Annotated in this window: 16 protein-coding genes; 2 read left to right on the top strand and 14 right to left on the bottom strand. The window is 46.7% G+C overall.

The features are described from left to right. Nucleotides 1-13: 13 nt before the first annotated feature. Complete coding sequence (gene lsrC, locus BN3349_RS10300) at nucleotides 14-1042, bottom strand: autoinducer 2 ABC transporter permease LsrC (protein WP_180334847.1); 1029 nt, start codon at nucleotides 1040-1042, stop codon at nucleotides 14-16. A 10-nt stretch (nucleotides 1043-1052) separates the two neighbouring features. Then, nucleotides 1053-2570 carry an autoinducer 2 ABC transporter ATP-binding protein LsrA gene (gene lsrA, locus BN3349_RS10295; RefSeq protein ID WP_040977283.1) on the bottom strand — a complete coding sequence of 506 codons (1518 nt, stop codon included), beginning with the start codon at nucleotides 2568-2570 and terminating at the stop codon, nucleotides 1053-1055. 245 nt (nucleotides 2571-2815) lie between these two features. Between lsrA and lsrR the strand changes: the two genes are divergently transcribed. Beyond that, nucleotides 2816-3781, top strand: a complete 966-nt coding sequence (lsrR, locus tag BN3349_RS10290; RefSeq protein ID WP_040977282.1) for a transcriptional regulator LsrR — start codon at nucleotides 2816-2818, stop codon at nucleotides 3779-3781. 47 nt (nucleotides 3782-3828) lie between these two features. Then, nucleotides 3829-5403: an autoinducer-2 kinase gene (gene lsrK / locus BN3349_RS10285; protein ID WP_040977280.1), complete on the top strand. Its 1575-nt coding sequence runs from the start codon at nucleotides 3829-3831 to the stop codon at nucleotides 5401-5403. A 117-nt stretch (nucleotides 5404-5520) separates the two neighbouring features. Here the strand turns inward: lsrK and BN3349_RS10280 are convergent, their stop codons facing one another. The 12 genes from BN3349_RS10280 to def all read right to left on the bottom strand — a co-directional run bounded on the left by BN3349_RS10280 (nucleotide 5521) and on the right by def (nucleotide 16828). Then, on the bottom strand, nucleotides 5521-5742 hold the full coding sequence (locus BN3349_RS10280) for an HP1242/YdcH family protein (protein ID WP_032108081.1): 222 nt from the start codon (nucleotides 5740-5742) through the stop codon (nucleotides 5521-5523). Between the two features lie 99 nt (nucleotides 5743-5841). After that, nucleotides 5842-6330: a low molecular weight protein-tyrosine-phosphatase gene (locus BN3349_RS10275; RefSeq protein WP_040977278.1), complete on the bottom strand. Its 489-nt coding sequence runs from the start codon at nucleotides 6328-6330 to the stop codon at nucleotides 5842-5844. Between the two features lie 92 nt (nucleotides 6331-6422). After that, nucleotides 6423-8306 (bottom strand): UDP-glucose:protein N-beta-glucosyltransferase, encoded by a 1884-nt coding sequence (locus BN3349_RS10270; RefSeq protein ID WP_040977277.1) that lies wholly within the window; start codon nucleotides 8304-8306, stop codon nucleotides 6423-6425. Nucleotides 8307-8322: 16 nt separating this feature from the next. Further along, nucleotides 8323-9654 carry a 30S ribosomal protein S12 methylthiotransferase RimO gene (rimO, locus tag BN3349_RS10265; protein WP_040977275.1) on the bottom strand — a complete coding sequence of 444 codons (1332 nt, stop codon included), beginning with the start codon at nucleotides 9652-9654 and terminating at the stop codon, nucleotides 8323-8325. A 153-nt stretch (nucleotides 9655-9807) separates the two neighbouring features. Further along, nucleotides 9808-10428, bottom strand: a complete 621-nt coding sequence (slyD, locus tag BN3349_RS10260) for a peptidylprolyl isomerase (protein ID WP_040977274.1) — start codon at nucleotides 10426-10428, stop codon at nucleotides 9808-9810. A gap of 62 nt (nucleotides 10429-10490) precedes the next feature. Further along, entirely contained in the window at nucleotides 10491-11204 is a 714-nt protein-coding gene (locus tag BN3349_RS10255) for an SIMPL domain-containing protein (protein WP_040977273.1), read from the bottom strand. 105 nt (nucleotides 11205-11309) lie between these two features. Continuing rightward, a complete protein-coding gene (rraB, locus tag BN3349_RS10250; RefSeq protein WP_040977271.1) occupies nucleotides 11310-11732 on the bottom strand; it encodes a ribonuclease E inhibitor RraB in 423 nt (140 codons plus the stop codon). Between the two features lie 93 nt (nucleotides 11733-11825). Beyond that, nucleotides 11826-12185 carry a large-conductance mechanosensitive channel protein MscL gene (gene mscL, locus BN3349_RS10245; protein WP_245853812.1) on the bottom strand — a complete coding sequence of 120 codons (360 nt, stop codon included), beginning with the start codon at nucleotides 12183-12185 and terminating at the stop codon, nucleotides 11826-11828. Between the two features lie 160 nt (nucleotides 12186-12345). After that, nucleotides 12346-13722 carry a Trk system potassium transporter TrkA gene (gene trkA, locus BN3349_RS10240; protein WP_040977318.1) on the bottom strand — a complete coding sequence of 459 codons (1377 nt, stop codon included), beginning with the start codon at nucleotides 13720-13722 and terminating at the stop codon, nucleotides 12346-12348. A gap of 124 nt (nucleotides 13723-13846) precedes the next feature. Then, entirely contained in the window at nucleotides 13847-15232 is a 1386-nt protein-coding gene (rsmB, locus tag BN3349_RS10235; protein WP_040977269.1) for a 16S rRNA (cytosine(967)-C(5))-methyltransferase RsmB, read from the bottom strand. Continuing rightward, a complete protein-coding gene (fmt, locus tag BN3349_RS10230; protein ID WP_040977268.1) occupies nucleotides 15229-16185 on the bottom strand; it encodes a methionyl-tRNA formyltransferase in 957 nt (318 codons plus the stop codon). The genes rsmB and fmt overlap by 4 nt, the downstream gene beginning before the upstream one ends. 130 nt (nucleotides 16186-16315) lie before the next feature. Then, a complete protein-coding gene (gene def, locus BN3349_RS10225; RefSeq protein WP_040977267.1) occupies nucleotides 16316-16828 on the bottom strand; it encodes a peptide deformylase in 513 nt (170 codons plus the stop codon). Nucleotides 16829-17142 lie beyond the last annotated feature (314 nt).

The raw sequence follows: 17142 nt of genomic DNA, 5'->3' as shown, positions 1-17142 counted from the left end.
AACGATTCTCCTCTTATTCTGACCGCACTTTTGCATCAGCATCGTTCAGACTCTCGTCTTTCAGGAAACGGGCATAACGTTGTAATTTCAAATTATTGCCGATCATCACCCGAATTCGACCGTCAAACACCAACACGGCTAACAACACAATCCCTGCAACAAAATTATTCCAATACGCCGGCACTTTAAGCAGCACCAGAATCGTATCGATTTGAATTAAGAAATAAGCGCCCAGCACCGCACCGATTAAATTCCCCGCGCCGCCAAGCAGACTGATACCGCCCAACACACAAGCGGCAATGGCTTTCATTTCCAAACCGTTGCCGGTGGAATTGGGTACAAAGCCGATTTGCGAAGCAAAGACGATACCGGCGATTGCCGCCGTCATACCGTTTATAGCAAAGGCAGCGATTCTGACCTGATCAATATGCACACCAAGTTGCATCGCACCTTGCAAGTTATCGCCGACCGCATAAAAATTGCGCCCGGCAGGTAATTTGGTTAAGAAATAGAAGGAAGCAATAATCAGCAGAATCAGTAACCAGCCGATAGGTGAAATATGCCAAAAAATGGGCTCAGACAAGGTCTTTAACTGTTGTGGTAATCCCTCAATCCATTTTCCGCCGGTGATTAACAACATAATGCCTTTGTATAATCCCAGCGTCCCTAGTGTTGCGACAATAGCGGGAATACGCAACGTGGTGACTAATATGCCGTTCAACAAGCCCGCCGCAAAACCGCAACATAGCGTAATCAGAAAAGCGGAAGTCAGCCCGTAACCGGCATTCAACAAGCTGCCGACAATCACCGCACAAAGCCCCATGGTGGAACCGACGGACACATCTATGTTGCGGGTTAAAATGACGAAAGTAGCACCGATTGCCAACAAAATAACAATTTGCGCAGAATTAAAAATCATGCTTAGGGTTTGCAAATGAAGACCATTTCCCACAAAACCTAATAATAAAAACAGCAAGCCGATGGCAATGAGAATGGTCAGTTCACGATTATCCTGAATCAGTTTCAATATTAATTTCCCCATAATCGCCCCCTTACGCATGCGTGCCACCGAACGCCATTTGCATGATGTTATTGGTATTAATCTTCGCACCCACCAATGAATCACCGATTTGTCCATCGTGCATAACCAACACACGATCAGACATTTGCTCAATTTCTTCCAAATCAGAAGAAATAAACAACACCGCTACATTCTGTTTGGCAATATTTTTAATCAGCTGATAAATATCGGCGCGCGCCCCCACGTCCACGCCGCGTGTTGGCTCATCCACAATCAGCAATGCCGGATCCGCCTCCAGGCATTTGGCAATCAATACTTTTTGCTGATTACCGCCGGATAAAGTTCTGACCGCTTGTCGCTCGTCATTGAATTTGATTCCGATGGCGCGATAATAGCGTTCCAGAATGGCACTTTCTTTTGCCGTATCCAGCCAAAATCCCATGTCGTTATAGGTTAGTCCACACACATTCCAAGTTAACGGTGAATCCAGATACAGTCCCGAAGCCTGGCGATCTTCCGGCAAATAAACGATGCCTTGATGTAATCGGGCTTTAATGTCACAAGCGCTGATTTCCTGATTATCAAAAAAAATCCGACCGCACTTTTGTTTGCGCAACCCATACAACGTTTCCGCCAATTCGGTTCTGCCTGCACCGACAACACCCGCCAGACCTAAAATTTCACCGGGATAAATAGCAAAAGATACATTCTTAAAACCTTCACCGGTCAGGTTATTCACCTGTAAAATCGGCTTATCGGTGGATTTCACCCGATTATGTCCCGGCAGCTCCAACCACAATTTTTGACTTTCCGTTAACTGAGCATTCTTCACTTTCGGGGTAATGGCTGTAATCACGTCATCTTTTTTTAGATCGGCGGTGTTGCCGCTTAAAGCGATATAACCGTCGCGCATGACGCTGATACGATGTGAGATTTGCCACACTTCGGGCAATTTATGAGAGATGAAAACAATACCGACGCCTTTTTCCAACAATGAACGAATTTTGTTAAACAGATTTTCCGTTTCAATCGGTGTTAGCGATGCGGTCGGTTCATCCAAAATCAAGATTGACGCCTTACGCATAAGCCCACGCATAATTTCCACCAGCTGCTGATCAGCAACCTCTAAGGAGCCAGCCAGCATATCCAGTGCTAAATGCGAGTTTAGTTCCCGTAAAAGTGCGGTGAGTTTTTCCGATGTTTTTTCACTGCCAGGTAAGCCAAATAAAATATTTTCCCTTACCGTCAAGTTCGGAAATAGCAGCGGCTCCTGCGGTACCAAATAAATACCGAGCTGATGGGCTTTATTCGGAGACAATTTACCATGGCGCACGCCGTGGATCACCAACTCGCCAACGTCTTGCGGCTGAATACCGGCAATAATTTTCATCAGCGTGGATTTACCCGCACCATTACCTCCAAGCAAGGCATGCACCTCGCCAGCATATAAAGAAAAATCAATGGTTTTCAGTACTTCCACACCGGAAAACGACTTACCGATGTTTTTTACCGCAAGTAAGCATTCCGGCTCTGAAATTTGAGTTTGCATATTTTACCCACCAGATAGAATGAACAAATATATTTATAAAAATACATTTGTTCAGAATACTAGATGGGAACTTATAAAATTTCTGCGAAGAAGATCACAAATATTAATAATCATGATAAAAAATTTGCTTTTATTTTTAAAAAAGTGATCTCCATCATGCTTTTACAAAAAAAACAAAAGAACAATTGATAATAAATAAAAACAAATGAATAATACTCTAAACTATAAAAAATGAATAAAACAATATGAATGAGCTAACAACAGATAATCATGAAACGATACAAACCTTTGGCGAAGAGGAATTGCTGGCGCGAATTGCCTGGTTTTATTATCACGATAACCTGACCCAAAGCGAAATCGGCGACAAACTAAAATTGCCTCGCTTAAAAGTATCCAGACTACTGGAAAAAGGACGACAATCAGGCATCATTAAAGTGCAAATCAACTCTCGCTTTACCGGTTGTTTGGAATTAGAAGAAGCACTGCAACAACGTTTTCGGTTAAAACATATTCGCATTCTGCCAACACTGGAGCGGCATGAAATCAATGAGCGCTTAGGTATCGGAGCAGCACAGCTGTTAATGTCGTCACTTAAGCCGAATCAGATACTTGCTATCGGCTTCGGTGACACCATTATGAAAACGCTGAAACATGCCAATGAGTTTATTACACATAACGCCATTAAACTCATCACCTTATCTGGTGGTGTCGGACCTTATATGAAAGGGATTGGGCAATTGGACGGTTCCTGCACAGTGAGTATTATTCCTGCGCCTTTAAGGGCTTCGTCAATTGAAGCGGCTAAGTTATTCAAGCGGGAAGCCTGTGTACGCGATATTATGCTGGCGGCATGCAGCGCCAATGCGGCAATTGTCGGAATCGGTGCAACTCGCCAAAAAGGACAAGCTACCTTGCTCCGTTCCGGTTATATTACCGAGGAAAAGCAGCAGATTATTCGTAATCAAGGGGCGGTGGGCGATATTCTGGGTTATTTCATGCGTAAAGACGGCAGCTTACAGCCGGATATGCCGTTGCATGAGGAATTAATTAGTGTGTCTTTAGAAAATCTGCAAAAAATACCCAATGTCATCGGCGTCGCCGGCGGCGAGGACAAGGTAGAAGCGATTTTAAGCGCATTACAGGGAAACCATATTAATTCATTGGTAACGGAAGAAAACACGGCTCGAATGATGTTGACGCAGTTGGTTTAACGGTAGGGGTAGCCGGCTTATTTTCTTCCCATGCAAAAGGAGGAAATATGAATAATCAAGCGACTTATCTGATGGCATTAGATGCCGGGACAGGCAGTGTTCGGGCGGTAATTTTTGATCCGGAAGGCAATCAAGTCAGCGCCGCACAACGAGAATGGACCCATCTATCAGATCCGAATATTCCTGGTTCAATGGCGTTTGATCTTGTTAACAACTGGCACTTAACCTGTAGTTGCATTCGCCAAGCATTAGATAAAGAACAAATTCAAGCGCAACAAATTGCAGCGATTTCTACCTGTTCCATGCGTGAAGGCATTGTACTCTACGATAAATATAAAACACCAATTTGGGCATGCGGCAATGTAGATGCCCGCGCGGTAGAAGAAGTCAGAGAGCTTAAAACACTGGATAATTATACTTTTGAACAACAGCTTTATTCTGTCTCCGGTCAAACTTTAGCCCTAAGTGCCGTTCCCCGCTTATTATGGCTTGCCCATCACCGTCCCGATATTTATCGCAATACTAAAGCCATTTCCATGATTAGCGATTGGCTGGCGTTTATGCTCAGTGGCGAACTGGCGGTAGAACCTTCCAATGCAGGCACTACCGGCATGCTGAGTTTGAAAACACGTCAATGGTCACCAGAATTATTGGATATGGCAGGCTTAAATGCAGATATTCTGACACCGGTAAAAGAAACCGGTACGCCTTTAGGTGGCATAACTGCCGAAGTCGCTCAACAAACCGGTCTGGCAGTCGGCACGCCGGTAGTGGTCGGTGGAGGCGACGTTCAATTAGGTTGTGTCGGTTTAAGTGTAACAGAACCGGCACAGGCAGCAATTATCGGCGGCACATTCTGGCAGCAAGTAGTGAATTTGCCGCAGGCAATCACCGATCCGGAAATGAATGTGCGCATAAATCCACATGTGATCCCGCCGTTAGTACAAGCGGAATCTATTAGCTTTTTCACCGGATTAACCATGCGTTGGTTCCGTGATGCCTTTTGTGAAGAGGAAAAAAGACTGGCGGAAAAACTAGGTACTGATGCCTACGCACTGCTGGAACAAATGGCTGCTCGAGTGCCTGTCGGTGCCAATGATGTGATTCCGATTTTCTCCGATGCTATGCATTTTAAATCCTGGTATCACGCTGCTCCGTCTTTTATTAATTTATCTCTTAACCCCGACAAGTGTAACAAAGCCGTATTATTCCGCGCTCTAGAAGAAAATGCCGCCATCGTATCATCCTGTAATTTAGATCAGGTGCAAAAATTCTCCGGTATAAAACTCACATCTATCGTGTTTGCCGGCGGCGGTTCAAAAGGCAACTTATGGAGCCAGATTTTAGCCGATGTGACCGGATTAACGGTGAATGTTCCCGTTGTAAAAGAAGCGACCTCTCTCGGCTGCGCCATTGCGGCAGGCGTCGGTGTCGGTATTTATCCCTCTCTAGCCGAAGCCGGTAAAAAACTGGTGAAATTTGAACGACAACATCAACCGAATTCGGATAACTACACCCTCTATCAAGCGCATAAAGCCCAGTGGGCGGATATTTATAAAAAGCAATTACAATTGGTTGATAGCGGTTTAACTACATCATTGTGGAAAGCACCGGGATTATAATCTTCCAGTAAAAAGTCGTAGAAAAACACCTCTCTTGAAGTCCTGAAAACGGCATAGTAAACAAAAAGTGCGGTGGATTTTTCACCAAAATCCAACCGCACTTTTACCTATCGCCTCTTACTGCTGTTGCGCATGTTTTCTCAAAATCGCATAGATTTCATCTTTCAAACGTAACTTTTCCTTTTTCAGATTTTCCACTTGTTCGCGCGTGGCGAATTCAATCTTTGCGTCGATATTTTGTACCTTTTGATCCAGTTCATTATGTTTGTCGAATAAACGGGAAAAATGGTAGTCCTCGGCTTTGAGTTTGGTAATTAAATCACGAAATTCCGGAAACATAAGAAGCTCCTACAATAAGAAAGAACCGTATAACGGATGTTATACGGCACTATCTTATCGAAACCGCGTGTCAATGACTGTGGCTGAGATCACAAAAACTCAATTTAGCCCTTGTTCGCGGCGAATTTTCATCAGCAAGGCGTCGCAGCATTTATCCAATAATTCATAGGTTTGCCGAAAATTGCCGCTGTACCAAGGGTCGGGGATGTGATCGACGCCCAAATGCGGACACAGGGTTGTAATCTGAAACAGCTTGTGTCTGTGCCGACCGAACAGCGCTTCCAACTCACGCAAATTGTCGTTATCCATCGCGATAATATAATCAAAATGCGCCCAATCTTCCAACCGCACTTTACGGCTGACAAAGCCCTTGCCGTCGATGTGATGCAACTCCAGCATCTCTGCTGTGCCACAGTGCATGCCTTGTCCGTCATGCCAGCCGGCAGTACCGGCGCTGTCGGTGGAAATATATGCCTGCAAACCGGCGTGCTTGATCTTTTCGCGCATTAGATATTCCGCCATAGGAGAACGGCAAATATTTCCCAGACAGACAAACAATAGCTTAATGTGTGGTATGCCTTGTGACATGAGTTACTCCGATAAAAAATCCCCATGCGGGGATTTTGCGTATTGCGCTTTGCAACTAAAAAACGATTATTTTTTACACCGCACTTTTCTGCCTACATCGGCTGCGATGCGACAATTTGATGAGCTTGCATCCAGTCCTGTAGTTTTGCATAAAAGACTTCGCCCATCGGGCTCGGATCTCCGCTGAACAGGGTGTTCAGACCATTATTTTCAATAATATGACGACGTAACTGCAACCGTTCCGCATGATTTTCCGCTAAACGAACGGCGCGCTCGACATAATCGTCCACTGTCTCGGCGATTAACCATTCCGGCAGTCCCAGCCGTTTAAACAGCCCTTCGTCAATATGCTCATGCACTTCCGGCCCAGTTTTACACACGCCCACCAGCCCCAATGTGACCATATCGATAATGCCGTTCGTATTGCCGAACGGGAATGGGTTGACCATCATATCGCAATTTTGCAGCACCGCCAGATACTGATGATACGGCGAATGCGGGTGCGCCGTTGCGCTGTCGCCCAAATAACTGCGAATAAAACGCGACACGTAAGGATGCGTGATTCCGCTGGACTGTCCGAGCGCAAAATGGAAATGCACTTTCACTTTCGCCCGCTCACGAATAGCTTTTAACACCTCTAGGAAATACGGGTTCAGTTTCATAGTAGTGGAGGCAATCCCGATATTTACTACATCGGGATGTTCACGCAAATTGTATTCCACATTGCTCGGCGCTAATGCGGAAGGCACATAAGGCAGTGCGTCTTTCGGCAAGCGCAGCAGGGTCTCGCTGAAACATTGTGGTGAACCGACGTAATCATCTTCTACGATCACATATTCAATAAAATCGGAATGCGTTGTCGCCGGGTGTCCCAGCGCAATGGCCTGAATCGGCGCTAAACGGGTGTTGCTGGCAAAAATGGTATTTAAATCCATGCCGATACTCGGCATATAAAAGATCGCCGCCTGATTATTTTCGCAAACCATTTTAATCGCAGTCAGTTTTTCGAAAATATTATTGCCTTCCAGCAACTGAAATTCATCAAACACATCCCGTCCGGCTTGGTCGACCGCCTCGCCGCCCAAACCAATCAGATAAAAATGCTTACGCGCCGCAACCATGGAGGTGGAATGAGTGCGATAAATGGAATGAGCAGAATGAAAATGTTCCAGTAATACCACCATAACCGGCTTACCGTCGCGTTGACCGATTTGCGAAATTTCGCGATCCTGCCAGCCGTTTTCCAGCAAATGACGGCGAATAACCTGATTCAGCGCCTTTTTCACATCGTGTTTATTGGCAGCAATATCATAGCTGCAATGCATATACACATCATGAGAAATACTGCTTGGAATGCGGTTTAAGTTCTGAATTTGCGCCAGTTTATCCGGAAACCATTGCAAAATCGTACCGCGCTTATTAAACGCGCCGGCGGTTCCGATAAAACGCGGCGATTGCAGGGCAAAACATAATGACGCGCAAATTTCGGGATCTGCATTCCAAATGGCATCAAGATTTAATGACACATTGGATTCCGGCAAATACAGAATACAAAATTTGATGAGCGCGGCTTTCGTCGGCGCAATATGAATATCATTCGGATTCGTTGCATGCTCGTTTTTATTGTAAGTACGCAGCACATGATCGGCATTAATATACGGTGATGTTGCAAAAATCAGGGCAATCCAGCGCTGAAAACCGAAGAAGCGCTGCGCACCGGAATCGGAAATCTCCAGTTTAGGATCCGCAAATAAGGTGCTGATCGCCACCGCCATGCGGGTACAAAAATAGGCAGATTTATCCTGCTCTAAATTCGCGATTTGTTCCGGAATATCAATTTCGATGCCCTGTAAAGTACCGAAGTTACCGTCGATCTTGCCTAAAATCTCTAACAATTCGACACAGGCCGCCTCGTAATCTTTCTCACTGACTGCGTGTTCAAAGCGCTGAACGCTGGGTTGTTTGGTGTCTGACATAAGCTGTTCCTTAAAATTAGCAATGACCCCACAGATCATAATCATCTGCGTCGGTAATTGTGACGGAAATAATCTGACCAACCGTTATTTCCAGATTCGATTGATTATCCACATAAACGACCCCATCGATTTCCGGCGCATCCGCCATCGAACGTCCGATAATCCCTTGCTCGCCGATCTCATCAATGATAACGGCCAGCGTTTTGCCGATTTTTTGCTGCAAACGCTGAGCGGAAATCTGCTGTTGTAGCTGCATAAAACGGTGAAAACGCTCTTCCTTCACCGCTTCCGGCACCTGATTCGGCATATCCGTTGCCGCCGCCCCCTCAACCGGGCTGAATTTAAAACAACCAACCCGATCCAATTGCGCCTGCTGCAAGAAATCCAACAACAGCTGAAAATCCTCTTCCGTTTCGCCAGGAAAGCCGACAATAAAGGTAGAACGCAAAGTCAATTCAGGGCAGATTTCGCGCCACGCTTTAATGCGTTCCAGCGTCCGTTCGATTGAGCCCGGGCGTTTCATCGCTTTCAGTACTTTCGGGCTGGCATGTTGCAGCGGAATATCCAAATAAGGCAAAATTTTACCCTGCGCCATTAACGGAATTAAATCATCGACATGCGGATACGGATACACATAATGCAGTCGCACCCAAATGCCTAAGGTGGCGAGCTGTTCGCATAGGCTGAGTAAATTATTTTTAATCGGCTTACCATGCCAGAACACGGTTTTATTGCGATTTTCTTTGCCCTGATCCAGGCTGTAAGCCGAGGTATCCTGCGATACCACCAGCAATTCCCGCACACCGGAATCTGCCAGCCGTTTTGCCTCATCCAGCACCTGTGTAATCGGGCGGCTGTCCAGATCGCCACGCAAAGATGGGATAATGCAGAATGTACAACGATGATCGCACCCTTCTGAAATCTTCAAATAGGCATAATGTTTCGGCGTTAATTTTACCCCTTGCGCCGGTACAAGATTAACATACGGATTATATTGCGGTTTCGGCACATATTTATGCACCTGTGTCATAACCGCCTCATAACTGTGCGGTCCGCTGACTTCCAGTACTTTCGGATGCACCTCACGAATACGATCTTCTTTAGCGCCCAAACAGCCGGTGACAATAACCCGCCCGTTTTCTTCCAGCGCTTCGCCGATTGCCTCCAGCGATTCCTGCACCGCGCTGTCGATAAAACCGCAGGTATTAACAATCACCAAATCCGCGTTTTCATAGCTCGGAATAATATTATATCCGTCGCTGCGCAGCTGGGTTAGAATCCGTTCCGAATCCACTAAATTTTTCGGACAGCCTAAACTTACAAAACCAATATTCGGGGTTAAACTCATAAAAAATCTCGATAATCACTGAAACGCTTAATTGTACAGAATTCATCAATAAAAGGCGATAACTACACTGCAAACCAATGTAAAGATTCAACGCAAAAAAAGACCGCACTTTCAGCTTGCCAAAAGTGCGGTATAATTTTTCATCGTTTTTAATTAATGCTGACAACCGCCTTTGCCACCACAGCAGCCGTCATGGGCGTGATGATGTGCATGATGCTCATGGTGATGACCGTGATGGTGGTGACCGCCGCAACCGCAGCCGTGACCTTCTTCATCACTGTCATGATGATGACCGCCGCAGCAACCACCTTCCTGATGAATATGACCGTGAGCGATTTCTTCCAATGTTGCTTCGCGGGTAGCCACCACTTCGACAGTAAACAGTAATTCCTGTCCCGCCAGCATATGATTGCCGTCTACCACCACTTCGTTTTCACCCACTTCGGTAATCACCACCGGCAATGGACCCACATCAGTATCGGCGATAAAACGCATGCCGACCACCAGCTCGTCCACTCCGACAAACACCTCTTTTGGCACGCGCTGAACCATGTTTTCATTATATTCGCCGTAACCGTCCTGCGGTTTCACGCGTACTTCAAATTTATCGCCGACGGATTTTCCCTCCAGCGCATTCTCAAGACCGATAACCAAATTATTATGCCCTTGTAAATATTCCAAAGGCTGGTTCGCCGGCGCTTCATCCACCAATACGCCGTCTTCGGTACGAACCTGATAAGCGATACTCACAACCACATTTTTTGCAACTTTCATTCATTACCTCAATTGCCGGTTAAAAAACACATTCATTGTATAGGAAATATGACAGACTGTCATTAATCCTTGATAAGCGCAATTCGCGCGTCAACACGAGCGCGCACGGTTGCTTTACCGCCTCCCAACGGCACACCGCCGTCACTGCCTTCGCTAAACCCATTGGCTTTTGCCATCACGCCGTAAGGCAACGGCGCATAGTCATTATTTCCTGTCGGCGTAATGACTTTCAGCTCAAGAATTTTGTACCCTTTCGCCTGTAGCGCAGTCTGAATCATCCGAGCCTTACCTTCGACTTTTTGCAGCGCCTGTTTAACCAGTTCATCTTCCACGCCGGAAAGTGCCGCCGACGACACCGAAGAGTTGACATATTCGATAGCCAGCGTACCGCTCAGCTCGCCCAAGGCTTTTTCCAGCGCTTCAGTATTTCGGCTTTGCAACATCAGCTGCGCACGCGCGACCCAGCCGTTCTGTTTCCCGGAATCGCTGTAACGCACATGGGTCGTGCGCGAATTGTCACGGATTTCTATCGCTTCATAGCGCTTCACAATATCCAACGCTTGATTTATTTTCTCGTTTACCGCGTTATTGGCTTGCTGTAAATTGGCGTTTTCCACCTGAATAAACATGGCGACCTGTAACGCATCATGCGCCACCTCTTGTTCCGCTTCAGCGCTGAACACGACGACATTATCCGATGCCAGCGGATTATCCGCCATAACGGGAGCGGCAAACGGCAACGCCGCCCACAGCATAGCAACATATTTTAATTTCATAATTTATCCTTAGGTTAAATATAATCATTGATTAGGCAAGCGCGGGGAAAAATAGTTCAAAAACGAACCGCACTTTAAAAAGTGCGGTCATTTTTGCTGAAGTTTTTAATGCAAACGCTTTTCTTCGATTTCTTCGTCATCGAAAAACTCACCGTCGTCGCCATATTCGTCATCAGTGGCGTCAGGATCTTCAAAATAAGTGCCCCAGCCGTCATAGATGCCGCCGAATTTCGCTACCAGCGGCAGTAACTCTTTTTGCTGCGCATCAATAATTTCCGCTTTTAACGCGACTTCGCTGATAATATCGAAACAGAAAATTTCCCGTCCGTTATCGTCCTCAAATTCTTCCGCTTCGGACACTTCGTATCCCGCTTTAAACGCTTCCACCGCAATTTTTTCCAATTTATCAAAATCATAATGGGCAATATGGTGTTCAATAATATAAAGCGCCGCCGGATCACTGCCGTCGCTGAGCAAATCCTCGATAATTTCGCGGGTTTGTGCCTGTAATGCGTCAAGCTCTGTCATTTGTACTCTCCCTCTGTCGGTAATCGGTCTATTGTAGCATTTCCGGATAAAAAAAATCTTCTCATGCGAGAAGATTCTTATGTGGAAATTCACTTATTTTTTCAGTAAATCGCGGATTTCCGTCAACAATTTTTCTTCATTGGACGGTTCTTCCGGCGCTGGTGCCGGCTCTGGTTTTTTCAGCCGGTTAATGCCTTTAATCATTAAGAAAATCGCAAACGCGATAATCACGAAATCAAAAATGTTCTGAATAAAAGCGCCGTAGTTCAGCGTAACCGCCGGCACATCGCCGACTGCTTCTTTTAATACGATATTCAGATCTTTGAAATCCACGCCGCCGGTTAAAATACCCAACACCGGCATCACCACATCGGCGACCAGCGAGCTGACGATTTTTCCGAACGCGCCGCCGATGATCACACCGACCGCCATATCAACGACGTTACCGCGCATGGCAAATTAGCGGAATTCTTTAATAAAACTCATAAAATGCTCCTAAATTAAGCGAAGTGATTTAGAACCCACGATTCATCCGATTGATAAATATTAGCGCGGATTCTAAACCGCACATTATAGAAATTAAACACAATAAGTACAGTACTTTTACATATCTTTAAATAAAAAACGCGCTCGGCTGAAACAGTTTCTCAATTTCCGGAATATGTTTTTTATCGCTGACATAAACCACTACATGATCCTCTGCCTGAATCACCAGATTTTTCTTGGCGATAATCACCTCGCCGTTGCGCAATACCGCGCCGATAATCGCATTCACCGGCAATTTTAATTCAGACACTTTACGCCCGATCACATTGGAAGAACTTTCATCACCGTGTGCGACAATTTCCAGCGCCTCGGCAATACCGTGACGCAGCGATACCACATTGGTGACATCTCCTTTGCGAATATGCCCTAACAGGGCCGAAATCGTCGCCTGCTGCGGAGAAACCGCAATATCAATAGTGCCGCCTTGAATCAGATTGATATAAGCCATACGCTGAATCAACACCATGGCTTTCTTCGCGCCTAAACGCTTCGCCAGCAACGCCGACATAATATTGGCTTCATCGTCACTGGTCAGAGATAAGAAAACATCAATATTCTCAATATGTTCTTCAAACAACAGAGACTGATCCGAAGCATCCCCGCAAAACACCAACGTCTTTGCCAGCTTCTCCGCCAGCACCGTCGCCCGCTCCGCGTTACGTTCGATCAGTTTGACCGAACATTGTTCCTCCAGCCGTTTCGCCACACCGGTACCGATATTGCCGCCGCCCACGATCATAATCCGTTTATACGGTTTTTCCAGCCGCTGCAATTCGCTCATCACGGCTTTAATATGAATTGTGGCGCAGATAAAGGTAACTTCGTCGCCAGCTTCGATAATCGTCGAACCCTGCGGACGAATCACCTTATCCTGACGCAGGATCGATAGAATCCGACAATCAATATAGGGCATATGATCGCGCAGTGCCGATAAGGTGTAGCCCACCAGCGGTCCGCCGTAGTAGGTTTTCACCACCACAATACTGATATGCCCGTCGGCGAAATGAGAAACTTGCAACGCGCCGGGATAATCAATTAAACGGGAAATTTCTTCCGTCACTAGTTTTTCCGGCGAAATAATATGATCAATGGGGATCACATCGGGCTGGAATAGTTTATCTTTTTCGCGCAAATACGCCGAACTGCGAATGCGCGCAATTTTGGTCGGCGTATTAAACAAAGTCCGCGCAATCTGGCATGCCACCATATTGGTTTCATCGGAATTGGTAACGGCAACCAATAAGTCCGCATCCGCCGCACCGGCTTCGCGCAGCACTCTCGGCGAAGACGCGGTGCCGCTGATTACCCGCAGATCATGCTTATCCTGTAGGGCTTCCAAACGTGCGTATTCGTTATCGACCAAGGTAATATCGTTATCTTCGCTCACCAGATTTTCAGCAAGCGTGGTACCCACCTGCCCGGCACCTAAAATAATTATTTTCATTTCTTCGTTCTCTAAACATTCCGGCTCAATCTCAATGCCGCTCACAACCATCGCGCGAATTAACGCCCGTTAAGTTATCCGCGCGCAGCGGTGATGCGCGCTGACTGCGGCGTATCATTGCCGCCTAATACACGCACTTTCTAAGTTTTGCATAGTAAAACCCGTCACCAGCTTGGGCATGGGGAATAAACTGATGACCGATGCAACTCTTTTGCGGCGTAAATGGCAACGGCAACAATTCGGCATCGGAATGACGCGCCAGAAATGCGGCAATCTGCTGCGAATTTTCCTGCGGCAACACGGAACAGGTTGCATATACAAGCACGCCGTTCGGTTTTAATTTTGCCCACAATCCATCTAGAATCCGTGCCTGTAATGTCGCCAACTGCGCAATATCCGTCTCTTGGCGCAGCCATTTTATGTCCGGATGACGGCGGATAACGCCGCTGGCGGAACAAGGCGCATCCAACAAAATGCGGTCAAATTGCACCGCACTTTCTCCTTCATTGGAAACGACCTGAGCAATCCACTGCGCCGGTGTCGCCGCATCGGCACAAACCAGCTGTGCCTGTTGACGCATACGGGTGAGATTTTCCGCCACTCGCTGCAAACGATGCGGTTCAATATCCAGCGCCACCACCCGCGCCCGTGGCGCCAATTCCAAAAGATGCGTCGTTTTGCCGCCCGGCGCCGCACAAGCATCTAAAATCAATTCGCCGTTCTGCGGTGCCAGCAGCTGTGCCGCCCATTGTGCATGCAGATCCTGCACACTCACCCAGCCATCGGCAAAATGCGGCAACCCACTGACCGCTCGCGGCTGTACCAAACACAGCGCCTGCGCCGACTGTGGGCAGTAACTTTCAATACCTTGCTGCGCCAGCAACGCCTGATACTCTGCGACCGAGCAACGCTGCGGGTTCACGCGCAACCACATCGGCGGTTTTTGATTATTGGCATCAATAATCTCACGCCAGTTCGGATACGCCGTTTTCAGTTGGTTCACCAACCATTCCGGGTGTAAGGTTTGCCAGTGTTGATCAACCTTTGCCAGAATCTGCTCCTGTTCACGCAAAAAACGGCGCAACACCCCGTTCACCAGCCCGCGAAAATGCTCAACCTTTAACTTAGCCGTGGCATTAACCGCTTCATCCACCGCCGCGTGCGCCGGGATTCGCATATACAAAAGCTGATACAATGCAACCAGCAGTAAACAATGTACGATACGAACTTTCCCCTTTAAAGGTTTGACCAACAGCGCTCGCAATACTTGTTCCAAACGTGGCAGCACGCGGCAAACACCAAAACAGATTTCCTGCAATAAAGGCAAGTCCTGCGGATTAATATGAGCTTGATTGTGCGGCAGCAGCACGGCAAGCGATTGTTTCTGATCAAGGACCTGCACAACAATCTGTGCCGCCACAGCACGAACCGAAAGTGCGGTGTTTTTTGCGGAAGATTTCTCGTTGCGGCGCGCCCGCAACAGCGCGGCTTGCTTTAAACGCTGCGTCATACCAGCACCTTACCTACAGTAAACCAATCCGTTCTGCCGTTTAATAAATCCTGTGCCGACATCGGTTTTTTCCCCGCCGGCTGCAATTGTAGAATATTCAGCACGCCTTGTGCGGTCGCAATTTGGATGCCCTGTTTATCCGCTTGTAAAATAGTGCCCGGCACAGCATTCTGATGCGGCAGTACCGTTGCCCGATGCACTTTCAGAGACTGCGCGTTACCTTGTCCATCGCAGGTTAATAAATAACTCATCGGCCACGGATTAAATGCACGAATACAGCGTTCAAGCTGCTGCGCGGATAATTGCCAGTTCAGCTTCGCTTCTTCTTTCGACAATTTCTCGGCATAATTTGTCAGCGCTTCATCTTGTAGCTGCGGCTTAAATTGACCGCCATCCAAGCCGTTCAGCACCGCAATCAATGCGGAAGGCGCCATTTTCGCTAGTTTATGATAAAGACTGGCGGAAGTTTCATCAGCAGCAATATCACAATACACCTTATGCAGCATATCGCCCGTATCCAGCCCCTCATTCATCAGCATAATGGTCACGCCGGTCTGCGCATCCCCCGCCCAAATCGCCCGTTGAATCGGCGCCGCACCACGCCAGCGTGGTAATAAAGAACCGTGTACGTTTAAACACCCCAGACGCGGCGCTTCCAACACCGCCTTCGGTAACATCAGCCCATAAGCCACGACTACCATGACATCCGCATGTAATGCCTTTAACTGTTGCTGCGCCTCTTGTTGGCGTAAAGATTTCGGCTGATATAACGGTAGATGGTGCTGTTCAGCCAATATTTTGACCGCACTTGCCTGTAGTTTCTTACCGCGCCCGGCGGGTTTATCCGGCTGAGTATAAACGGCAATAACCTCATGTGGGGAATCAATTAGAGCTTGTAAATGTTGTGCGGCAAAATCCGGCGTACCGGCAAAGATAATTTTTAATGGTTTCATCATAATGTTCTGCGTCGTAAGAGTTACTGCGCTTAAAAGTAACCCGAGAATAGGCTGCGGTCAATCGGTTTCGTCCGCGCCATAAAAAAGTGCGGTCTGTTTCACTTGATTATGCCGCACTTTCTTCACTTTATTGTTGTCGTTCCATTTGTTTTTGCAGTTTGAGCAACTTCTCTTTCATACGCTGACGTTTTAACGGAGAAAGATAATCAGCAAATACGATTCCATTCAGGTGATCAATTTCATGCTGAATACAAATTGCCAACAAACCGTCGGCTTCCAAAGTAAAAGGTTCACCCTTTCGATTCAGTGCGTTCACTTTAACCTTTTCTTTGCGTGGAACTAGCCCGCGCAATCCCGGCAAAGACAGACAACCTTCTTCAATCCCAGTTTCACCGCTGCTTTCCACAATTTCGGGATTAATCAGCACCAGTTGATTTTCTTTCGTTCCTTCAATATCGATAGTAATCACCCGTTTATGCATGTCAACCTGCGTTGCTGCCAAACCGATGCCTTGTTCCTGATACATCGTTTCAAACATATCATCAATAAATTGATCCAGTGCCTCGTCAAATATCTCAACGGGCGAGGCAACTGTCTTTAAACGTTCATCGGGATAAATGAGTATATTTAATAATGCCATAAATTCCTTGTTAAATTTCGTAATGAAAATAAGTGTTGTTTATTTTACTGACTTTTTTATAATTTTTTAACAATTACAGATAAAAAATTCGCTAAAAACACACCGCACTTTTATGTTGAGTAAAAAGTGCGGTGCGTTTTTCGGTTGTTTGATGGATTTGCCGGAGGGGGCGATTATCTGGTATGGATTTTTCGGTTCGTCAGGCGGGAGGGATTAAACATTTACTTTGAATATTCCAATTAATGAAAACTAAACGCCGTTTATCCGTTTAATGTTGCCGCTTCGCCGAGTATCGCCCATAAAAAAACCACAAG

Source organism: Necropsobacter massiliensis (assembly GCF_000827595.2).
Lineage (GTDB): Bacteria > Pseudomonadota > Gammaproteobacteria > Enterobacterales > Pasteurellaceae > Necropsobacter > Necropsobacter massiliensis.
The sequence above is the reverse complement of the archived record's forward strand: the minus strand, read 5'-3'. Positions and strand labels throughout refer to the sequence as shown.